The 21,783-nt window shown below is 44.5% G+C and carries 17 protein-coding genes; 3 read left to right on the forward strand and 14 right to left on the reverse strand.

Annotated features, from left to right (window positions below; genetic code table 11):
• Window positions 1-285: 285 nt before the first annotated feature.
• From BC8716_RS04570 to BC8716_RS04610, 9 genes are all read right to left on the reverse strand, one after another.
• Entirely contained in the window at window positions 286-1,440 is a 1,155-nt protein-coding gene (locus BC8716_RS04570) for a hypothetical protein (RefSeq protein WP_094424142.1), read from the reverse strand.
• 604 nt (window positions 1,441-2,044) lie between these two features.
• Complete coding sequence (locus tag BC8716_RS04575) at window positions 2,045-2,623, reverse strand: YkoP family protein (RefSeq protein WP_094424143.1); 579 nt, start codon at window positions 2,621-2,623, stop codon at window positions 2,045-2,047.
• A gap of 194 nt (window positions 2,624-2,817) precedes the next feature.
• Window positions 2,818-3,867: a Gfo/Idh/MocA family protein gene (locus BC8716_RS04580; RefSeq protein ID WP_094424144.1), complete on the reverse strand. Its 1,050-nt coding sequence runs from the start codon at window positions 3,865-3,867 to the stop codon at window positions 2,818-2,820.
• Entirely contained in the window at window positions 3,858-4,781 is a 924-nt protein-coding gene (locus BC8716_RS04585; protein WP_094424145.1) for a sugar phosphate isomerase/epimerase family protein, read from the reverse strand. The genes BC8716_RS04580 and BC8716_RS04585 overlap by 10 nt, the downstream gene beginning before the upstream one ends.
• A gap of 267 nt (window positions 4,782-5,048) precedes the next feature.
• Window positions 5,049-5,750 carry a glycerophosphodiester phosphodiesterase gene (locus tag BC8716_RS04590; RefSeq protein WP_094424146.1) on the reverse strand — a complete coding sequence of 234 codons (702 nt, stop codon included), beginning with the start codon at window positions 5,748-5,750 and terminating at the stop codon, window positions 5,049-5,051.
• A 52-nt stretch (window positions 5,751-5,802) separates the two neighbouring features.
• Window positions 5,803-6,681 (reverse strand): carbohydrate ABC transporter permease, encoded by an 879-nt coding sequence (locus BC8716_RS04595; RefSeq protein ID WP_094424147.1) that lies wholly within the window; start codon window positions 6,679-6,681, stop codon window positions 5,803-5,805.
• Window positions 6,682-6,694: 13 nt separating this feature from the next.
• Window positions 6,695-7,645 carry an ABC transporter permease gene (locus tag BC8716_RS04600; protein ID WP_406550691.1) on the reverse strand — a complete coding sequence of 317 codons (951 nt, stop codon included), beginning with the start codon at window positions 7,643-7,645 and terminating at the stop codon, window positions 6,695-6,697.
• An 8-nt stretch (window positions 7,646-7,653) separates the two neighbouring features.
• Window positions 7,654-8,184 (reverse strand): glycerol-3-phosphate responsive antiterminator, encoded by a 531-nt coding sequence (locus BC8716_RS04605; RefSeq protein WP_094424149.1) that lies wholly within the window; start codon window positions 8,182-8,184, stop codon window positions 7,654-7,656.
• 6 nt (window positions 8,185-8,190) lie between these two features.
• Entirely contained in the window at window positions 8,191-8,991 is an 801-nt protein-coding gene (locus BC8716_RS04610; RefSeq protein WP_157730353.1) for an HAD-IIA family hydrolase, read from the reverse strand.
• 444 nt (window positions 8,992-9,435) lie between these two features.
• Here BC8716_RS04610 and BC8716_RS04615 point away from each other — a divergent pair, with 444 nt between their 5' ends.
• Window positions 9,436-11,043 (forward strand): extracellular solute-binding protein, encoded by a 1,608-nt coding sequence (locus BC8716_RS04615; protein ID WP_094424151.1) that lies wholly within the window; start codon window positions 9,436-9,438, stop codon window positions 11,041-11,043.
• A 266-nt stretch (window positions 11,044-11,309) separates the two neighbouring features.
• Window positions 11,310-12,482, forward strand: a complete 1,173-nt coding sequence (locus BC8716_RS04620) for an MFS transporter (RefSeq protein WP_094424152.1) — start codon at window positions 11,310-11,312, stop codon at window positions 12,480-12,482.
• A gap of 69 nt (window positions 12,483-12,551) precedes the next feature.
• Here BC8716_RS04620 and BC8716_RS04625 read toward each other — a convergent pair whose 3' ends face one another.
• The 5 genes from BC8716_RS04625 to BC8716_RS04645 are packed head-to-tail and all read right to left on the reverse strand — an operon-like array spanning window position 12,552 to window position 17,560.
• The gene (locus BC8716_RS04625; protein ID WP_094424153.1) at window positions 12,552-13,307 is read right to left on the reverse strand and encodes a glycerophosphodiester phosphodiesterase; all 756 of its coding nucleotides are present in this window, start codon (window positions 13,305-13,307) and stop codon (window positions 12,552-12,554) included.
• Between the two features lie 49 nt (window positions 13,308-13,356).
• Window positions 13,357-14,685, reverse strand: coding sequence for an ABC transporter substrate-binding protein (locus BC8716_RS04630; protein ID WP_094429165.1), 1,329 nt, complete (start codon window positions 14,683-14,685; stop codon window positions 13,357-13,359).
• Between the two features lie 21 nt (window positions 14,686-14,706).
• Window positions 14,707-15,525 carry a carbohydrate ABC transporter permease gene (locus BC8716_RS04635; RefSeq protein ID WP_062748798.1) on the reverse strand — a complete coding sequence of 273 codons (819 nt, stop codon included), beginning with the start codon at window positions 15,523-15,525 and terminating at the stop codon, window positions 14,707-14,709.
• The gene (locus tag BC8716_RS04640; RefSeq protein WP_062748800.1) at window positions 15,522-16,451 is read right to left on the reverse strand and encodes a carbohydrate ABC transporter permease; all 930 of its coding nucleotides are present in this window, start codon (window positions 16,449-16,451) and stop codon (window positions 15,522-15,524) included. Before BC8716_RS04640 ends, BC8716_RS04635 begins: the two co-directional genes overlap by 4 nt.
• A complete protein-coding gene (locus BC8716_RS04645) occupies window positions 16,448-17,560 on the reverse strand; it encodes an ABC transporter ATP-binding protein (RefSeq protein ID WP_094424154.1) in 1,113 nt (370 codons plus the stop codon). Before BC8716_RS04645 ends, BC8716_RS04640 begins: the two co-directional genes overlap by 4 nt.
• Before the next feature lie 451 nt (window positions 17,561-18,011).
• On the opposite strand from BC8716_RS04645, the gene BC8716_RS04650 reads away from it, so the two are divergent.
• A complete protein-coding gene (locus BC8716_RS04650) occupies window positions 18,012-21,722 on the forward strand; it encodes a glycerophosphodiester phosphodiesterase family protein (RefSeq protein WP_169715910.1) in 3,711 nt (1,236 codons plus the stop codon).
• Window positions 21,723-21,783 lie beyond the last annotated feature (61 nt).

Consider the following 21,783-nt stretch of genomic DNA (forward strand, 5'->3'; position numbering starts at 1 on the left):
TCTCCTTCCCCTTCGGTGATTTGGTTTCATTTTAATGTCATTCCATTTACTTTTCAATCTGTTATCATCGGACTTATCGGTCATTCATTAAACGTTTGATTAACTAATACCAGCGCTCCCTACAACATTTGACGCCCTTTGCTCTATATTCTTCATTAACAGAGACGCTCCTCCTTTTTGAACGTGGAAAAAACCTTGCACGTTGAGCGCAAGGTTCAGCCTGTAGATAACGCGTTTCCCGCAAGCGTTTTCTATTTAGGGTAATGGTGTCAGACTTATTGGCACTTATAAAGTTGTCTCAATTGATTCGATCGTTACAGAACCATCATCATGCATTACGGTGCCTATTGTAATCGCTGCCCCGTGCTCAAATTCCTTATCAAGATCGCGCTTTTGCAATTGTTTCGACAAGTCGTAAATGACTTCTTGGTGGGGGATGTAAACAAGGATGCTTTGCTTGTTTTCCCCTGTATAGCCTAAAAAGGTTGCGTCCACAAACTGGGCCCGTTCCCCTTCATCAGGAGTATATGTAATAAAGAAGGTTGAAACTTCATTTTCGCCATTTTGTTCTGTAAAGTAGATGCTTAAAACCATGCCAGTACGCACGGATTCAAAACTTGTCTCTAAACCTTCGCTAAGGACAAACCATTTGGGGCCGTATTCGGTTTCGATCGCAAAGCGGTTGCCGTTAATGTCGACTACTTGGCCGTGATTGTTCCATTGGATTATCTCCTGATTGACCGGGCTTTCTTGTTGATCTAGATCACTGCTTTCATTCTCTCGTTCTCCTGTTTCATCTTGTGATGTTGATTCTGTTTCTGCCACGCTGCCACCATCCTTTTCCGCCTCATTATTGGCTGCAAGGCCTTCCAATTTATTTAAAGAATCATCATTCAACGTATCATTTGTCGTTTCTGTGCCGCGGCTACTCGAATCATCCTCTCCAGCAAATGTTGTTGTTTCTTTTGAATATGTTTGCTTCTGCGCTGGTTCCGCTTTGTCCAACTTGGTATGTTCAAATGTTGCTTCGGGACTGCCTGTTTCATTATCGGTTTCGAGACTTTCTTCATATGTAGGGTCACTGGTTGTTTTAAATCCATAAACATTCGTTTCTATGTCACCATCTTTAAGTGTATATAAAAATGTACCTGTATTGCTGGTTCGCTTCTCGACTAGCGAGGCCAACAGCATTTTATACGCTATTGGCGATTGCCTAATGGCAGGAGCTTCTAAAAAATTCCCTTGGGCAGCAATGGCTACTTGTTCAACACCAGTTCCTATTGCCGGTAAATCAGCAGAAGCCATAGCCGAACTTTGGGAGCAACCTGCCATACCAATCGCTACAGAGGACAGGACACCTGCTTTCGTCCTTTCCATACGTTGAACTCGCTTTTTTTGTTTATCCGTTCGGGCTGTTTCCACCCTAGATAACGTTGACATTCCAATCACTCCTCTCGTATTAAAGTAGCCTCTTAGTAGTAGGTCATAACTTCTTCTTTCCACCAAGAAGCATAGCTTGAAATTAAAAGGCTTTCAATAGTCCAGAGTCCATAGTCGTATAGCCTAGCACTTAAAACCACTCATTTTGCTCTGCATCATTTTGAATGAAGCGCCTTATATTCCAAAATATACCTTTCAAACTTTTTAATTATAGTAAATTAAAGGAAATTACTGGTTCTAAGATCCTGTTCTCTCTCTATATCAACTTGCAATCAAGCTTTGCCATATAAGCCAAAAGGCACTTTTCCGGCTATATTTCTTTTTACCGCCCGAATAAAGAACGTACGTTCCTGTAAATGTAGGAAATCAGACTTATTATACACCTCAATTCGTGCTCTTTCTCCGCATATCGCTAATGTTTTCGGGACATAAACAGTCCATTTCGCCAACATCTTTTGTTCCAGAAAAAATTCGTTCCCTCAATTAAGGCACATATACTCAGGCCTTTTATCATTAGTAGGTATTTTTTAATGGCAAATTTAAAAACTAAGTAAAAATTCCTGAGTTAAATGGCTATATCGTGATGGCAGTGTCTTGTCATGCTTTAGGACTGCACTAGCTTTGGGCCATACTTTTCCAACAGCCGTTGTTTAGACAAAAACACGTACATCGGGGAAGGCGTTTTCCGTGATTTAGTAGGAAACTTTGACATGGAAAGCAAAAAAATCGGATGTTGCGATAACCTTTTTACCCCCTTATAAAAGCGATTTCGAATAGGGTGTGATTCAAACCCGAGCCGCTCACAGCCCCTGTTTAACATCGTTACGCCAATAATCCCTTTGATGTCCTCCGCATTGGCTTGCCTCTCTATGTAAAAAGCGAGAGGAGGCATCGACTCTTTTACTTTTTGCACTAAAACTGTTGCCTTTTTTAAATCGTTATCAATGGCAAACAGTTCTCTAATTAAGCGAACATTATGCAAGTGAATTTTTATGAGCACATCATTTTTGCAAATTTCCTGTCCATCTGCCAAACAGATTTTCGGCCCTTTATAGCGAATTTGCTTGATTCGAAAAATGGTTGTATTGGTTTTCGCATTTTCTGGATAATGAAGCCGGGAAATATAAAAATAAATTGGATCAAGCACACTCCAAGCTGATAAAAAGTATAGTTTAAGTTTCATCACGATCTCCTATTTGCCAATGGGGTCCTTTCAGACATTATGATGCGAAATAGGAAAGATGAATATAGATGGGAATTTTAGGGATGATGTTGCCTTTCACCCACATATGTTTTCCCACGTTCTAGTAGCTCGGAAAATCTTTATGTCTTATGATTTTTTCAATCGCCAACAGAAGCCTAAACAAAGACAGCCTTTTACAAGCTAATCGCCCGTTTCTGCTCAGAAGACAAATAAATGCCTTCCAACATTTTCATTAATTCTAGCCCGTCTTCAGCAGGAGCAGGAGAAGGGGCGCCGGTTAAGCACGCTTCCACAAACGCATCAACTTGTTTTTGGAATGCACTGTCAAAATGGAACGTAGGATGATCCAATTGCGGCTCAATGTTTAAAATCGTATTTTGTTCTTCTGCTACAAGCATTAGCTCTGGTTCTAGCTCAGCACCGCCTTTCGTTCCAAATAACTGTATGGAAAGGTGGTCTTTTTTAGTATGAAGGGAGTAAGAAACGTCCACCATAAGCGAGCTGCCGTTTTCAAACGTGATTAAGGCATTTGCTAAATCTTCAACTGTATTCGTGGCTGCATCGTAGTCAGCCGTTTTGTAAAACGAAAGGTGCTCAATGTTGCTGCGGTTTCCGAGTTTATCATAGACATGGCCAGTCACTCGTTCAACGTTTGGCCGTCCCATTAAGTACCAGCAACAGTCAATGATGTGGACCCCTAAGTCAATAAGCGGGCCACCCCCAGACAGCTCTTTGTTGGAAAACCACCCGCCAGGATTGCCGACGCGCCGCAACAGTGAAGCCTTTGCGTAATAAATATCGCCAAGCTTTCCGTTATCAATGAACGTCTTCAGCACTTGGGCATTTGCCCCAAAACGGCGAACATAGCCGACTTGCAAGATCGTGTTCGCCTCCTGTGCTGCCGCTTGCACTTTTTTGGCCTCGGCGACAGTCAGCGCCAGCGGCTTTTCTACAAGAACATGCTTTCCTGCTCGGAGCGCCGCCACAGCCAAGTCTGCATGTGTTTTATTCCAAGTGCATATGCTGACCGCATCGACATTCGGATCAGCAAAGACATCACCTGCATCGGTAAATACATTTGCAACGCCATAGAGCGCCGCCTTTTCATAGGCACGCCCTTCATTGACATCACATAATCCATACAGCTCCGCGTTTGCATTGGCTGCGTACGATTTTATATGCATATCGGAGATTGTCCCTAAACCAATTACCGCTACACGCATTCAGTGCTCACCTCCTCTGCCGTTACTTTCCAGCCATCTCGTGCAACCTCATTCCACAAACGCTTGACGTTATTCATAGCGATTCTCGAGCCGGTAAAGCAATCTTCCATCCCTTCAAATTCAATAGCGATGTAGCCATCATAATGATGGACTTTTAGTAGGCGGATAATTTCTCGAATCGGCAATTCACCGTGGCCGACAATGGCACCGCGCAAATAATTGCCGTTTACTGATCGAAACCATGGCCCTTCCCCGGGATTCTCATAGTATGGGCGCACATAAAAATCTTTAAAATGGACTGTCGCTGCATGAGGCAAATTTTTACGGATGCCAACAAGCGGATCTTCGTCTGCACAAAGAAAGTTGCCGATATCTAGCGTCGTTTTAAAGTTTTCCCGGTCTACAGCACGAAGCAGGCGCTGGACACGATCGCTTGACTGGACATTAAAACCATGATTTTCAATCGTCGTTGTCATTCCGTATTGTTTGGCATAATCGGCAATCAGCCGACACCCGCGTACCATCTCCTCAAAGTGGTCATCAAAATAATGAACTGTTCGCTGTTCCGGTGGTAGGGAAAACGCTGTTACGTCGTGGCGCAATAGCTTAATGCCCATATGTTGGACGACATCGACATGTTTATGGATGCGTTCAACTTCTTCCTGAAAAGCTCGTTCCGTCGGCTGGATGAAATTGGCCGGCATACAGTAGGCTGACAGCTCAATCCCTGTTTCCGCTGCTTTGTCTCTTAACTTCGTCGCCAGTTCGTAGTCATCTACAACCGAAAAGCCATAAGGGACGAGCTCCATATGGGCGCCGCCATTGTCGGCTACCCACTGAAGGGCGTCTACTATCGTGGTGCGTCCGTCTTTTAACGCTTGCAACAGGCTGTATGAACTCAATCCTACTTTCATATGCTTTTACACACTCCTTCGAATGGTTAGCGCTTCCCTCAAAGTCCGCTACATGTCCCTACCAACTCCGGCATTGCTCGATAGCAGGTATTTCCACACCTTTGTCAAAAACATCAAAGCATTGGTTCCATTCGTATATTTCGCCAAAAATGGCTTATTTCCTTTGGGAAATATTTGCTTTCCTTTTACACTTTTTTGTCGTTTAGGAATGGCGCTTTTCTCATAGTTGCGCACCTACGTTATTATTCCGAGAAATGTGCATAACAATTAGGCATGGTAGTTTTCTTTGAACAGCTCCAATTCATTTACCGTACATAGCACGTCTGGCCTTTTTGCCATTCTTTTACACGCTTCTTTTGTGTCAACTGGCCAAACAATGAGCTGATAGCCACGCTCCTTACACTCATCGGCAAAGGCCTCTGTATAGAAACGAAGCTCCATTGCAATGGAAGACGCCTGTATTTGTTCCATATAAGGAAACAAGGCTGGCGTTGCGTCACTTTTGATTAAGCCAATTTCCAAGTCGGGGGCAATCTCCCTCAACGTCCCCATCGATTCATGATTAAATGAATTGACATAAACGTCATTGGCCATTCTTTTTTCCTCTATTAATGCGGCGACCTTCCCCTCTAACCGAGGATACATGTTCTCGTTTTGCTTTAACTCGATTGCGATGTTCACCTGCCCTTTTGCCAAGTCCAACACTTCCTCAAGTGTCGGAATCTGTTCGTTGCCGCTCGTTTTTAAACGGCGCAGCTCTTTTAATGTATAGGTGTTGATAAGGCCAGTGCCGTTGGTTGTACGATCGACCGTTTGATCATGCATAATGACAGGCACTTCATCACGGCTTAAGTGAACATCAACCTCAATATGGGAAAATCCAAGGTTTATACTTGCTTCATAAGCGGCAAGCGTGTTTTCGGGATACTTTGCGGAATAGCCTCTATGGGCAATTGCTTGTACGTCCATCTTATTTCCTCCCTTTGTCTTTTCATGTTTATGGCCTTTAACCGCGTTTTCATTACCCTTTAATTGAACCAATCATGACACCTTTTACGAAAAAACGTTGCAAGAATGGATACAACACCAACATTGGCAAACTGGCTACGACGACAACCGCATATTTTAAGCCTTCCACTGTTAAGGCGTGGTTGTCTAATGTCGAATCGCTAACTTGTACCATTTCAGACAGTTGGTCTTGGATCAGCATTTCCCTTAAGAACAGTTGAAGGGGAAAAAGATTTCTGTCCGTTAAATAAATCAATGCGTCAAAAAAAGCATTCCACTGGCCGACGCCGTAAAACAAAACCATGACCGCAATTACGGGCTTTGACAACGGCAACAATATCTTGATTAAATATTGGATGTTGGAACAGCCATCCAACTCTGCCGATTCCCGCAGTTCATTAGGGATATTCTGGAAGAATGTGCGGATAATAACGACATTGTACACCGATACTGCCCCAGGCACGATCACAGCCCAAATCGTGTTCAACATTCCTAAATCACGGACGAGCAAATAGGTCGGCACCATTCCCCCGCTAAAGAACATTGTAAAAACAAGGAAAATCGTCAACACGTTTCTGCCATAAAAGTCTTTTCGTGATAGCGGATAGGCGACCATAATCGACAAAAGTAAATTGAAGGCCGTTCCTAAAGTCGTATAGAGAAAAGTATTGCGAAACCCTATCCAGACGTCTTCATTTTGAAACACGCTTTTATAAGACTCGATCGTTGGATCGATTGGAAACAACCACAATTCTCCTCTTAAAATGGCTGCTGGATCGCTAAACGAAGCACTGAGCACATAAACGAGTGGATACAAAACGATTAATGTAATAAGCGCCACACACATGTAAACGGCTATACCAAAAAAACGATCGCCTGTACTTTGTTTCATGTACATTCCTCCCCTACCACAAACTCGTCTGGCTTGTTTTCTTTGCTGTGTAATTGACAAAAATCAGAATAAAAAAGTTAATCGCTGATTCAAATAGGCCGATCGCTGCCGAATAACTGTATTGGGCACCAGCGATTCCCGTTCGGTAAATATGGGTAGCGATCACGTCAGATGCTTCCATGTTTAGCTGATTTTGCATTAAAAATACTTTTTCAAAACCAACGCTCACGATGCTCCCTGTCTGCAAAATCAGCAAGATAATGATCGTCGAGCGAATCCCTGGCAAGTTGACATGCCAAATTCGCCTTAAGCGGCTAGCGCCGTCGATTTTAGCGGCTTCGTGCAGCTGTGGGTCAATGCCGGCAAGAGCAGCTAAATAAATGATCGAGCTCCAACCCATTTGCTGCCATACATCGGAAAACACGTATGTCGTTTTAAACCATTCAGGCGAAGTCATAAAGGCAATTTCCGAAATGCCTAACAAGCCAAGTATCTGGTTAACGAGGCCATTAGGTGATAGCAGTAAAAACAGCATTCCTACGACAACGACAGTCGACAAGAAATGGGGCGCATACGTGACTGTCTGGACAAAACCCTTTGCTTTTTTATAACGAATTTCATTAATGAGCAAGGCAAGAATAATCGGAATTGGAAAGCCAATCACTAAGTTATAGAGGCTTAAGCCAATCGTATTTCCGATCAAGCGTTCAAAATAAAAACTTTCAAAAAAACGAATAAAATGTTCCCATCCGACCCACGGACTGCCCCAAATTCCTTCGGCGGCGATAAAATCTTTAAAGGCAATTTGCACGCCATACATAGGGTAATACTTAAAGATCAAAAAATAGATTACAACTGGAAGGATAAGCAAATAAAGATCCCAGTTGCGTTTGACCCCGTTCCACCTTCTTTTCGGCGGCGCTTTCAGCGGCTTTTTTGCCTGTTCAATGCGATTTTCCACAATCGTACCCCCTAAATAATGCTAGCTGACACAGCTACTGCGCCTGCATGAAGCGCGCTTTCCATTTCTTGCTTTGTTTTAAACAATCCGCCGGCTACAATTGGCACGGTAGTCATTTCAACTAATTCCTTTATAACCCTTGGCATTAACCCAGGCATCGCTTCCACTGCGTCAGGCTTGATTTTGTTAACCGTTTGTACCGCCTTTTCCATTGCTTGTGTGTCAATTAAAAATACACGCTGAATCGTCTTTAACCCACATTTTTTCGCCTGTATAATCGATTGGCTCCTTGTGCTAATGATGCCGTCAGGTGCGATCACTTCGGCGATGTAACGCATGCCATCAGGCGTGTGGCTTTCTATTCCAGAAATCAAATCGACATGGACAAACACTTTTTTGTTCTGTTTCTGGAAACAATAAACTTGGTCAGGCAGCAAATGCATCTTTCCAGTAAGTAAAAAAATCGTGTCCACATTTGAATTGCGGCACCTGTTTTCTTGTTGGCTGTCTGTCAGTGCATGAATAAACGGTTGCGTAAACATACGGCTTTACCCCTTTATTGTTTGATAGATCTCTTGAACAGATGCATAGACACTAGTTGGGTGATGAGCCGTACCGAATAGCTGGTCTTTTGTTGTAACGCCTGAATAGACTAAAATGGTATCCATTCCTAATGCATTGCCGATCCCAATGTCACTTAACAGCGAGTCCCCTATGATTACCGCATTGTCTATCTTTCCTTCCATTACGCGCAACAGCGCTTTTTGCATCCAATAAGATGGCTTGCCGACTGATACTGTCTGGTGGCCAAACCTTGGATGGTCTAGCAATCGGGCCAAAGAGCCCGTATCAATTAAAAACCCTTTTGGATTCGGGCAAAGTAAATCTTCATTGAGCAAAATAAGACTCGCCCCGTTTTGAATGAGCCAAAGTGCTTCTTGCAATTGGCGGTACGTCAAATCAGGCGACATGCCAAGCACTACAGCTATTTGCTCCGGCCCGTTGCCCTTTTCACGGTCACCTATATGCAAACCTAGTTCAGAGAGCTCTTCTCTAATCATGTTCGAACCGGCCACATAGAGTTTCCTGCTTGCCAAGCCATTCGAGTGCACGTATTCGATTAAGCCCATAACGGGGGTAAGCAACTGGTTATACGTAATCTCCAGCCCTAACTTTTGCAAATCAGCACTTAGTACTTTCCTAGAGCGAACAGGATGGTTCGTTAAAAAATAAACATGCTTGCCGTTGGCGCATAAAGCATCGACTAGCTCTTTTGCCCCTGGCAACAACATGCCCCCATGGAGCAATGTCCCGTCTAAATCAAAGAAATAATGGCTGTATTTGTCCATGCCCATCCTCCTTTTTTCCACAACAAAAAACCCTAATAAACACTGGTACACGTAGCTTAGGACCAGCATTTACAAGGGTTTTCTCATCGTCTCCACCCACATATTCAGTTTGTACCTTTCCCTTTTAGTATAAAAAAGGAATGTTAAGACAGAGTGAATCTGTCATTAAGATTTAGAGGCCCGCTATTAAACAGGCACTTACGAGTTGTCCTTTTAAAATAATTGAATGCGCTTCCTTTGTCAATGTCCAATCATTTAATTTGCTTATTATTTACAATTTTTTAATTGACATTCGCCTATGTTTAGCAGATAATATGGCGTAACAACAGTTCATATACGGGTGGAGTCTTTCTGGAGAAAACCCTAATTAGCGCCAAACCATGGCGTTAATTAGGGTTTTTCTGCGTATATGAGCGAACTTAATTGATTGGGGGACATATCGTTATGACGAAAAAGCATTGTTTGTTGATTGCCGTGGCCGCATTAGGAGTAGCCACAACAGCATGTGCGGACGCTGGCGAAGATACAGCGACAGTAAGCGAAAACAAAGACATTGTTAATGAATCAGGGTTTCCGATTGTGAAAGAGCCGATTGAATTGACGTTTTTTACTGGCAAATCAGAACCAAACTCCAACAACTTTGAAGAAACATACGTATGGAAAACGTATGAAGAAATGACAGACATGAAAATTAATTTTGAGCTTTCCGCTTTCGATGGATTAGCGGAAAAACGAAACTTGCTATTCGCAAGCGGCAACTATCCTGATGCCTTTTATTCTGCCAGGCTGACCGCGAGTGATTTGGCGACGTATGGCGAGCAAGGCATTTTAATCCCGCTAGATGACTTAATCGAAGAATATGCGCCTAACTTTAAAGCAGCGTTAGACAAACATCCCGATTTACGCAAAGGACTAACGATGCCAGACGGACACATTTACTCGTTCCCGTCCTATTACGACCCCGATTTTTTGCCAATGCTGATTGGTGTGCCGCTATGGATAAACGACGAGTGGCTTGACGAACTAGGGATGGAACGGCCAACGACGACGGACGAGTTTTATGACTATTTAACGGCAGTAAAAAACACGCCAGAATTAGCTGAAGGAGAAATAATTCCATTTTCAGGCACAAATATGACAGAAATTCGCGGACAGCTTCAAGGGGCTTGGGGATTTGGCAACCGGGGTGTTGGCCATAAATTTATTGACGTCGACCCAGAAAATGAGGGGGAACTGCGCTTTTTCCGTACCGACCCGAAATACAAAGAGTTTCTCGAATACTTGAATAAACTATATACGGAAGAGCTGATCGATCCTGAAGTTTACACACATGATAGTGCTCAACTGCTGGCGAAAGGAGCTGAAGGACGAATTGGCGCTGTTATAACGAGCAACCCAGAAACATTAATGAATCAAGATCATTATTCTGGCGGTGAAGCGTTAGAAGGCCCACACGGTGATAAGTTATACAGCCATGTCAAACCACCTCTTGTCCATGTCGGCGCATTCGCGATTACGGACAAAAATGAGCACCCTGAAGCGACCGTGCGGTGGATGGATTACTTCTTTGGCGAGGAAGGCGCTACGTTTTATTTCATGGGCAAAGAAGGAGAAACGTACACGAAACAGGAAGACGGCTCCCTTGAATATACGGAAGACATTACTGACAACCCTGATGGTTTGACGCAAGACCAAGCATTGGCATCGTACATTACTTGGCTTGGCGGCAGCTATCCTGGCTATGTGCAAGAACACTATTTTAAAGGCTCAGAGTCGCTGCCAAATTCAATTGAAAATGGTGAAAAAGCCGCCGCAAATGCCCCTGAAGAAATTTGGAATGCTTTTAACTACACAAGAGAAGAGCAACAATTCCGTGATTCTGTCGGCGCCGACCTTGAAACATTCATCAACGAAACAGAAGACGCTTTCATCACTGGCAGAAAACCACTAAGCGAATGGGAAGATTATGTCGCCCAAGTTGAAGCGATGGGCTTGGAAGAATATATGTCGATCCAGCAAGCCGCCTATGAGCGGTACCAAGAAGTCGATTAAATGACCTAGACTAATAGAAAACGCTTGTCAGCCGAGGCGCGAAACCGAGTGAAGATGCGAATAGAACGTGGGTTCATGAGCATATGAATGAGGTGAGCAACGAAGGATGCGAGCGTTTTGCTATAGTCTAAGCCTCGCCTGGGTGCGGCGGGGCTAGTTGTTTCCGATACAGATTGTGGCCAATCCCGTTTATTGCTGATAAGCGAAACAGTTGGTATGCTTTCTTTAACGACCATAGCTTTGGCAAAGAAAGAAGGAACTGATGGATGGAATCTGACCGCACATGGAAAATTTGGCGAACATACGGGTGGCGGGCCACACTTTTGATCGGAACGGAATTCTTTTTGACGTTCAGCTTTTTTATGTTTGTTCCTTATATTTCGTTATACGTTACTGGCGAACTTGGCTACTCCCTTAGCTTTGCCGGTTTGCTGCTGGCGCTTCGTTTAACAGGCCAGCAAGGGTTTATGATGTTCGGTGGTTATTTAGGCGATAAATTTGGCTATAAAACAATGATGTTTATTGGCTTTGTCTGCAGAGGCGTCGGATTCGCTGGGATTGGATTCGCCCAGTCCCCTGCTTTGCTGTTGTTTATGGCGGTAATTGGCGGTCTTGGAGGAGCTTTGTTCAGCCCAGCACTGAAATCTTTATTGATTTACAAACAACCGAAAGCGCATCATAAAAAGTTGTTCTCTTACGTGAATATTACGGGCAATGCTGGTACAATTCTTGGCCCTTTATTTGGCGTGTTGTTTTCAGCGCAACAATTTCCGCTCCTTAGCTTGCTTTCCGGGCTTTTGTTTATTCTAATTGGTTGTACATTATTAGGATTGCCGATCCAACAAGAAACAGCAAATAGCGACATTTCGTTCTTATCTGGATTAAAACGAATTGTCGCCAATCAGCCGCTTTTAATGATGATTGGGCTGATGATCCCTTATCATTTTATTCACCAGCAATTATTTTTAACCTATCCCGTCGTTGCGACAAAAATCAGCGGCAGCTCAGGCTGGATCTTTACACTTGTCACCGTGATTGTCATCACAACACAAATGAAAGTAACAGCTTGGACGTACCGTTTCACCGCTCGCCAATCGCTCCAAGCAGGTTATCTAATACTTGGAACAACGTTTTTGCCGCTGCTTGCCTTTGAACATGTCGTTACGCTTACAGTTTCATTGATAGGCATTGCCTTATCGGTTACACTGATGCAGCCCACCTTTCACTCCTATATAGTCAGCCAAGCTTCTTCACAAACGCTTGGCATTTTTCTCGGCTTTTCTAATCTGGCTATGGCTGTTGGCGGCGCCCTTGGCAACATTACTGGCGGCAGCCTCTACGAATGGTTCGAAACCAATCGCTTAAGTAGCTTCTATTGGGCTATTCTTGCGCTACTGTCCTTTATTGCTTATTTAACAGCAAAAACGCAAAAACATTAAGCCCGTCCTAGCTTCTTCCTACAAGCTCCGTCAGAGCGAGGGAAGAGGGGAATAGAACGGGCGTTTTTCTCATATCATTCCATCACGTAAGGCAATGGCACGGCTAGGATAGTCTGTCATGATCGTGCCTACCCCTTTTGCAAGCAACTGCTGTATTTCTTGGTCTTGGTTAGCTGTCCAGGCGCGGATAACGGAAAGCAATCCTTCCTGCTCAAAGGCATTTCCTTCGGTTAAAAGAATCTTTTTGTCGACATGGAGCGACTCGAATTGAAAGCAGCTCATGTAATCAGCTGCCAACGGCAAATTGATGTTAAGCAACCACGCGATATTAGCTGTGTTGTTGAGCTGTTTGAGCCTTAGAAGCATCGGCAAGTGAAAAGAAGAATAAATGATTTTCGTTTGACTTCCCCAGGCCTGGACGGTTTCGAGGACACGGCGCTCAATTCCTTGGTGTTTCGCTAAATGTGGCTTCAGCTCAATATTGGCTTCGGTACCGAACGGCGCAAGAAAGCAAAGCACTTCTTGTAAAGTCGGAATCCGTTCCTGATCCCAACTCGGTTCATATTCAGAAAGGTGATTGAAACGGCAGCCTGCGCTTAAAGCCTTAAGCTCACGCAACGAATAATCGTGCACGTAGCCTGTGCCATCGGTCGTCCGATCTACCGTGTCATCATGGATGACGACAAGCTCCCCATCTTTCGTCACCTGAATATCAAATTCCACTCCGTCTGCGCCTTGTTCAAAGGCTGCTTGAAAACTTAGCAGCGTGTTTTCTGGATGTGTACCCATTGCGCCGCGATGGCCATAAATGTTTGTTTTTTTCATTCTTATTATTCCTTTCCCCAACGAACGGATAAGCTTCCCTTGTTTGATTTTATGAATCGCCGCGTGCTTTATTCGCTTGCTCAATCGCCGCATTCACTTGTTTGACCGCTTCATCAAACGCTGTTTGCGTGTCTGTGCCATTAAATACATTTTCAAGTGCCGTCTCTATGATTTTTCGTTCTTCTGGAATCATATCCATAAGCGCTCCTTGTGTGGCAACAGACTTTTTCGTCGATTGGAGTTGCTGCACGGCTGTTTGCAGCTGAGGCATGTCTTCATATGCCTCCTGTACCACTTGTTCGTTATAAGCGTCAGGATTGATGGCAAAATAACCGGTTCCGACATGCCATTCAGCTTGCACTTCTGGCGTCGCCAAATATTTCATAAAGTCCCAGGCCGCCTCTTGCTCGGCTTCCTCTTTGCCGCTTGACATCCATAAGCTCGCTCCGCCAATGACTACACCCTCACGCTCTACTTCTTCGGAGTGGGGAATAAAGGCAACGCCTACTTCAAACGGGGCATTGTCAATGACATCTCTAGATGTGGCCGACGATTGCATAAACATGGCGACTTCGCCTGCCAAAAAGCCAGCAACCATGTTGTCTGAGTTAGTGCCGTAATTCATAAACGTGTCTTCTTCAATCATCCGCTCAACCCACTCAAAAATCGAGCGGCCTTTGTCATTGTCGAATGCCACTTCAGTGGCGACATCGTCACGCCCGTTTTCATTGTTTAACAAATGCCCGCCTTGGTTGGCCAACAACTCTTCGAATAGCCATCCATATGCTTGTAAAGCAAAACCTTTCATGCCTTCATTGGCCTCGACGATTTTTTTGCTTGCTTCTTCGATGCCTTCAAATGTTTCTGGCGGACTTTCAGGGTCTAACCCAGCCGCTTCAAACGCATCCTTGTTGTAATACATGACAGGAGTTGAAGAATTAAATGGCATCGAATAAAATTGGCCATCAATATGATAGTAATTGATAATATTTTCTTCTAAACCGCTCATGTCATATCCTTCTTCATCAATGAACTGTTGAATCGGTACAATATTGCCGCTGTTAATCATCGACATTGTGCCGATCTCCTGCACTTGGATAATGGTTGGCGCTTCCTCCGTCCCACCAACGCTATGGAATTTTGGCAACGATTCCTCGTACGTGCCTTGGAACTCGGCATTTACGTGGACTTCATCCTGTGACTCGTTATAAGAAGAGACGATTTGATCAAGGGCAACCTGTGCCTGTCCTCCCATTGAGTGCCAAAAAGTGACAACGGTTTTGTCGCTATCTCCTCCGCTTGCTCCCCCTGAACTGCCACATGCGGCTAACATGACAAGCGCCGCGGCGCTGCTAAGTAGACCGATTCCCTTTTTCATAAAAAAACACTCCTTTTTCATTTATTTAAGCGCTCCTTCAGCTAGGCCTTGCTGCAATTTCTTCTGGCCGAGAAACAGCAAGATTAGCGTCGGGAGAATCACAATGACTGCCCCTGCCATGACAACGCCCCACTGGTTTAACGTTTCTTGCGATTGCAATTGCTTTAAGCCAATTTGCACAGTCCGGACGGTGTCATCAGTAGTGGCAAGAAGCGGCCACAAATACATATTCCAAGAAGTCAGAAAGCCATAAATGCCAAGTGTGACAAGGCTTGTACGTGCCATCGGCAAGACAACCGTTAAATAAAACTTAAAGTCGCCCATTCCTAAAATTTCACTCGCCTCTTTTAGCTCAACGGGAATTTGCTTAAACGTCTGCCGCAGCAAAAATGTCCCAAATGCCATCGCAAAAAACGGCAATGTCAAACCAGGATACGTATTGACAAGCCCTAATTCACGGATCGTCTGGAAATTCGGAATGATCGACGCTTCAAACGGAATCATCATCGTCGCCACAAATAAAAAGAACAGCATATCCCGGCCTTTAAACGTTAAGAACACAAACGCATAAGCAGCTAAGCTTGATAGAATTAGTTGGCCGACCATAATGACGAGCGAAACAATCAAACTGTTCAACAAGTAATTCAACAGCGGAAACCGTTGAAACGCTTGAATATAATTGTCGAACGTCCACACCGATGGGATCACTTTACCTGTCAGTGTGTCTGCGCTTGTCATAAAACTCATCAAAAATGCTAAAATCGCTGGTGCAAATAGCACAAAAGCAGAAACGGTGAGAAGCAAATAAAAAAGAAGCTTTTTACGCCATGTCAACGTCATTGGTAATGCACCTTCTTTTCGCCAAGCTTAAATTGCACGATCGTCATAAGCAAGATGATCGCAAACAACACAACTGCTTGCGCACTGGCGGTTCCATATTGGTAATTGACAAAAGCTTCCCGATAAATGGAATAAACGATCAAGTTCGTTTCATTTTGCGGTCCACCTCTAGTGAGCATGTCAATTTGCCCAAATGTCTGGAACGCATTAATCATGGTGACAGTGACAACAAAAAACAGCGTCGGCGATAACATTGGAATGGTAATCCGCCTTAATTTGTAAAAATAGCTGGCGCCGTCAATATCGGCACTTTCATACAAGTAGCGGTCAATGGACTGCAAACCGCCTAACAAAATGAGGAATGTAAAGCCTATATTCATCCAAATCGTTGAGACAGAAACAGAAAATAACGCCCATTTCGGATCTGTTAGCCATCCGATTGAGCCGACGTTCAGCCAGCCAAGCAGCTGGTTCAAAAAACCGATGCTAGGATGGAACAAAAACAGCCAAAATACAGATGCTGCCGCTACTGATATGCCCATCGTCGAAGAAAACACCATCCGAAATATACCGATTCCCCTTAGCCGCTCATTGGCGATAATAGCCAAAAACAAACTGATGAGAATCGTTCCTGGCACCGTGTAAAGCACAAATAAAAAGGTCGATGTGAGTGATTTTAAAAAAAGATCTGATGTAAAAATACGCATGAAATTCTCGAAACCGACAAAGACCGTTGCCATTCCGCGGTTATCTGTCAGAAAGAAACTTAAATACAACGTCCGTATCATTGGGTAAAACAGAAACACAGTAAACAAAAACAAAGAAGGAAATAAAAACAGCATGCCTTTGGCAAAATGCCTAGTACTGCGTTTTCCTTTTTTCGCGGTGCTTGTCTGTTCAGGTACATAGACATACGGTTCCGTCATAAGGCGACAACCTCTTGTTGGACATTGGTGGCTGCCGGTTTCAAAAGCTTGCCTGTTTCCGAGTCAAAGAAACTGATATGGGCCATATCAATCGCGACTGGTACGAGGTCGCCGGCTGTGATTGCCCATTGCCCACTCCATTTAGCTGTCCATAATTCCTTGCCGACTTCGAATACAACGACGGTCTCATTCCCTAGCTGTTCCACACTAGCAACAAGCAATGTTACGGTCGGCTTTTCTTTCTCAAAGCGGATGTGCTCAGAGCGAATGCCAATCGTCAATCGCTGTCCTAATAGATTGCTGTCTAATCGCTGTTTGACTGGCAAGGCAATCGTCTCTTCTACGAGCAGCTGCCCATTCTCAGAGACAAAACGGGCTTTGCCTATGTTCATCTTAGGAGAACCAATAAACGTAGCAACAAATAAATTCGCTGGTGTGTTATACAAATCAATTGGTTTGCCTACTTGCTGGATATGCCCATCGTTTAGCACCATAATACGATCGCCCATTGTCATCGCTTCAATCTGGTCATGGGTTACATAAATCATCGTTAGTCCGAGCTTTCGCTGCAATCTTCGGATTTCAATGCGCATATGGGCCCTTAGTTTTGCGTCTAGATTTGAGAGCGGCTCATCCATCAAGCACAATGGAGCTTCACTGACAACAGCGCGCGCTAGCGCTACCCGTTGCCGTTGACCGCCTGAAAGTTCCCTCGGCTTTCGCTTTAACAGCGTCGTAAGTCCCATCATCTCAGCTGCCTCTTGCAAACGCCGTTTGCTTTCCTCTTTATTTACTTTTTTTGCATGTAAGCCAAATAGAATATTTTGTTCTACGGATAAGTGGGGGTATAACGCATAATTTTGGAAAACCATCGATAGGTTGCGGTCTTTCGGGGCAAGCCTATTTGCTTCCCTGCCATTTATTTTTAAGATTCCTCCCGTCATTTCTTCTAGGCCCGCTATCATTCTGAGCAATGTGCTCTTGCCACAACCAGAAGGGCCAACTAAAACAAAAAACTCCCCTTGCTCAATTTCAAGATCAATTTCATTTAGGACATTTGTCTCTCTGTCATATGACTTTGTTACATTGATTAATTCCACCTGTTTCATGGAAGCACGTTTCCTCCTTAGCCGGAATGTACGTCCATTTAACCATAGCTTTTTTATTAAATACGGAAATTAACCGAAGACTTACATTTTTTTAAAGAAATACAAATCCAGTATCGCTTTACAAACAAAGAATGGCACCGCTTTTTGGCAGTTTTCTCCCGTTTGCTCTCTTAAAAATGTTTACACATCATTTACCCCACCACTGGCGCTTCTTTCATCATCATTCAATTATTTTTTTAAAACGCTTGTTTTTTCTCCGCTTGTCTCTTTTTTTATGGTAGATGCGCATCAACCCATTCACAAGGGAGGGAAGTCCACAATCAAATTCTGAACCTATTCAGGTTGGGGAAACGCCATTTTTGAGCACAAAACAGCAAAAAAAACTTACGAAATGGAGCTTGTATGAATATGTTGCAGAGTATTGCTAAATATGAAGGAGGATTATCTTTCCATGCATGTTAATAAACCAACACCGGCTCTGCTAATTACTGAAATCCACCCAGATAATTACGGCAGAGACGACTATGAGTTTTTCGAAATATACAACAACTCTTCCATCAGCTTGTCTGTTGGAAATCGGGACTCGTCCGCTGATTACCATTTGCTCTTCCGCTATCCTGAAGATAGCCGTGATGATCGTCCTTTTGAACTTGAGACGATTACGATCCTGCCCAAACAAGCACATGTATTTTGGCTGAATACGAGCGGACAAACCCTTGAGGCATTTAACCGAAGGTACATGAGCCAATTAAGCTCAAGCCAAGTGAGTGAGGTGTCAGGAAATATCCCTGCTTTCTCTAATAGTGAAGCACGGGCTGTCGTCATTGTTGACAACTTGTCAGGACAAGAGGTGGTTCAAGCAAGTTATCAAGCTACAGACATTTCCGGCGGTTTTGGGGTTCATTTCGCGCTGCCTCCTGCCGGGAGTACAGAACAAACCGTTTTTCTACCAATGAGTCCGGCAACCCCTGGGACGGTCTATGCCGAACAATCGCTACAAACAGGGGCTTTAGACACACCCATTCCTAAAGTCGTTATATCCCAGTACATGTACGACGCCCCCGCTGCAGATGATGGCAAAGAATTTGTCGCCATAAAAAACGTTGAGGACAAAACCGTTGATTTAAGTGGATTCAAAATAGGCGATGCCCTTTTTCTCGGGGAAGGAGAAGGGATGGCGCAATTTCCTGATGGCACTTTGATTCATCCTGGACAAGAGCTGTTTTTATCCCAGTCTAGTTTCATCTTTAAAGCCATTTATGGCGCGGTTCCAGACTTTGAATTTCCATGGTTCAGCACAAACCGCCTTTACGATGACCCTGATGTGCCAACAATGCTTGACGCGAACTGGTCCACAGGCGAAATACGCCTTGCCAATAACGGCGACAAGCTGTTGCTCATGGATCGACATAACCGTATCGTTGATTTTGTCCCTTACTTGCAAGATATTACCTACCGGGGAAAACAGTATCGTGGCGTAACGGCGCGTGCGGATGGCAATGGCCAATCGATTCACCGTATTTCCCAGTCTAGCGATTTGCGTACGGCTTTCCGCGCTGGGCCGATCCAGCGGCCGCCAAAACGGATTCCTGTCTCCCCAAGCAAGTTGCTGTTAATTACTGAATTTATGTACACGCCCTATTTTGATGAAGGCACAAATGAATATGTCGAAATCGCCAATATAACTGGCGAAACAATCGATCTTAGCGGTTTTTATTTCGGCAATAAAGTGGAGGAAAACGGCGTTGCGAATAAAGCGATGTACAATTTCCCGGAAGGAGCGATGCTTGCCCCTTATTCTGCTGCTTTAATTGCCCGCAATGCCCAAGCGGTAAAAAAATTATACGGCGTTACTGCTGATTTTGAAATGGAGGAAACGATTGACTCTGTCCCTAAGCTCCTTCCAAACTGCGATTGGGGCTGTGGAAACTTCCAAATGGCCAACGGCGGCGATGCCGTCGTATTGCTTAACCGGGACAAAGAGCTTGTCGATGCCGTTGTTTTTAAAAATGCCCTTTGTATGGGCCTCTCTTCTCATCCTGGTGTTTTTGCCAAAGGGCACTCCCTTGAACGGGTCAGCGCCATTGACACGAAAAACCCTGCTGTTGATTTTGTGGAACAGCCACATCCAACTCCAGGAAAACTACTTTTCGGCCCTAATGGCGATCCGTCACTTGTTCCGAGACCTTCTATTAAAGAAGAGGTGCTAGAAGTCAATGAGCCGAAAACCGCTCTTGTCGCAAGCCCTACAATCATTGATAGCTCTACCGGTATGCCTGACGCGCTGCCAGCCAATGTCCCTTCTATTCTGATCAAAGCTGAATGGCGAAACGGCAGTCTTGTCGCCAGCAATCGTGGCGTACTGCTTGATGAGGCACTAGATACGGTTAAACAAAAAATGCTGCCGATGATCGAGATCAATGAGCACTTCCTTGTTCCTTATGTCCATCAATTGCTTAAGACGAAAGGGATAGACGATGTCTTTATCCTTTCTCGCCAAGCATCCATTATTGAAGCAATGAGAACATGGAACAATGAATACCGGGGGGCCTTGCGTCTTTCTGGGCAGACGTTGCCTAAGAAAAAAAGAGACGATGCCATTCGTGCCATCCGCCAATGCCAATGTTTTACAATACTAGTACAAGCGGAAGCACTTTCTGCTGAAATTATCCATTACTTTCGCAGCCGGGCGATTACGATATGGGCATATGGGGCTAACAGTGAATTAGCGATACACCGTTTAGCTGCCATTGGCGTCCAAGGCATCGAAACGCCAATACCTGAAAAAGCAGTTGCTGCTTTACAAGCGTACCAGTTGGAAAATAGCACAAATCAACAGCCTTTGTTGATTGCCCACCGTGGCGTTTGTTCCTTAGCGCCTGAAAATACAATGCCTGCAATCGAACTGGCAGCCGAGTTGGGCATTGAAGCAGTTGAAATTGACATTATGATGTCTAAAGATGGCATTCCAGTCGTCATCCACGATTACACGGTAGACAGAACGACGGATGGAAGCGGCTATGTGAGGGATTTGACACTCGCACAGTTAAAGCAATTGACAGCGAACAGAACCGACAATTCCGAGTGGGAAGAGCGTTACAAACTTTATCCCGACGCCAAAATCCCGACACTTGAAGAAGTGCTGGTTTATGCTAAAGAAAAAGAATTAATTCTATCTATCGAAATCAAAACAGACGGTTTGGAAAAACAAGTAGCTGATTTAATCCGCCAGTATGAGATGGAACCCCATGTCTATTTAAGTGGTTTCAACCCTGTTGTCATGGCTGCGATCCAAGCGCATCACCCAGCCATCGGGGCCATGCATATTTTAGCCGGGCTTTCACCTCACGGAATGACTGCACTGCAATTTGCTGAAAAAACAGCGCGTCACTTAACAAAATTAGGGATGTTTAGCATGCCAGGCGACGGCACGATGACTCAAGCTTTGCTCTCCTATGCAAAGCACCGCGGCATCCCTCTTGTCGGCGGTACGAGCAACAGCAAAGCGAGCATTCAAGCAAAGAAAAAACGGGGCGTTACGATGATCTACAGCGACTACCCGCAATGGTCCGACCAGATGCCAATTTGTGTCAATCCGATTCCGTTATACAAGGTCGTAAAAGAAGGAGATGTGCTGAATTTAGCTGAAATGGGCGCTACTGTCCATGAACGGTCTGGCGTAGCAAGCACGCTGCGCGGAGGCATTCGCATAATTGGCGAAAACGACGGCGTTGCCTATACAGACGGCAGTAGCTTAACGGCATTGAAAGCAGGGGAAACGCTTTTCCACCTCTATCATGAATATGAGCCATTTAACTACGAAACAGAAGGCGATCCAGCAAAGTTGCCTGACAAATGGCGTATGTATTCGAACCCTGTGCGGCTCGTTGTCCTGAACAAAGCAGACCTATCAGCCAAACGCTTAGTGGAAGTGGTCCAACGCTATCGCCAAGACATGACTGTGATCGCTTATGCTTCACTACTCTCTTTATGCCAAGTGACGTTCCTATTTGAAAAATGGCGAGCCTATCAGTTAGCAAAGCGCTCAATAGAACAGATGGAAACCACACTGATGAAGTATGTGGCAGCTGGCCACTTAACGGTTGAAGCATTTGATGCATTACAGGCCCATATCGCAATCCTTCAAGAGGAATGGAAGTAATGGAAACGTATGATACCTTTCCGGCCATGACTTAGTCGTTACGGACAATTACTAAAACTGC

The sequence above is a fragment of the Shouchella clausii genome (assembly GCF_002250115.1).
GTDB lineage: Bacteria > Bacillota > Bacilli > Bacillales > Bacillaceae_D > Shouchella > Shouchella clausii.